Here is a 364-nt window from a genome sequence, read left to right as displayed (position 1 = left end):
TTATATAAGGATATAACGATTAAACGGAAAGTTAATGAAATGTTAATCCAAGAAGAAATTGAAAGACGGGGGTATAAAGGATTAAATAAAGAAGAATTTAAAAAAGCAAAAAAATACTATTCTTTAGTTAATAATATTGAGTTAAAGGACAAGCCAATTGATAGCAAATTGAGACAGAAAATTAAGTTTTTTTATTTTACTTTATTAATTATTAAGAAGGACACAGTTACAGAAGAGGAGCTATATGAGTTTTGGAATAAAGAAAAAAATAATTCTGTATTAACGGAATATCAAGTGAAGGTGCATTCAGATAAAAATCAAAATAAATTAAAAAAAATAGAAAATGATTTAGCGTTAGGAATAT

1 protein-coding gene is annotated in these 364 nt (G+C 24.2%); it reads left to right on the top strand.

From position 1 onward, the window contains the following. Positions 1-364, top strand: a 364-nt coding sequence (locus CN514_RS26070; RefSeq protein ID WP_176526074.1) for a hypothetical protein, incomplete at both ends; no start/stop codon positions are given.

The sequence above is a fragment of the Bacillus sp. AFS001701 genome, from assembly GCF_002559405.1.
Taxonomy (GTDB): Bacteria; Bacillota; Bacilli; order Bacillales; family Bacillaceae_G; genus Gottfriedia.
This window is presented reverse-complemented; position numbering and strand designations above follow the sequence as displayed.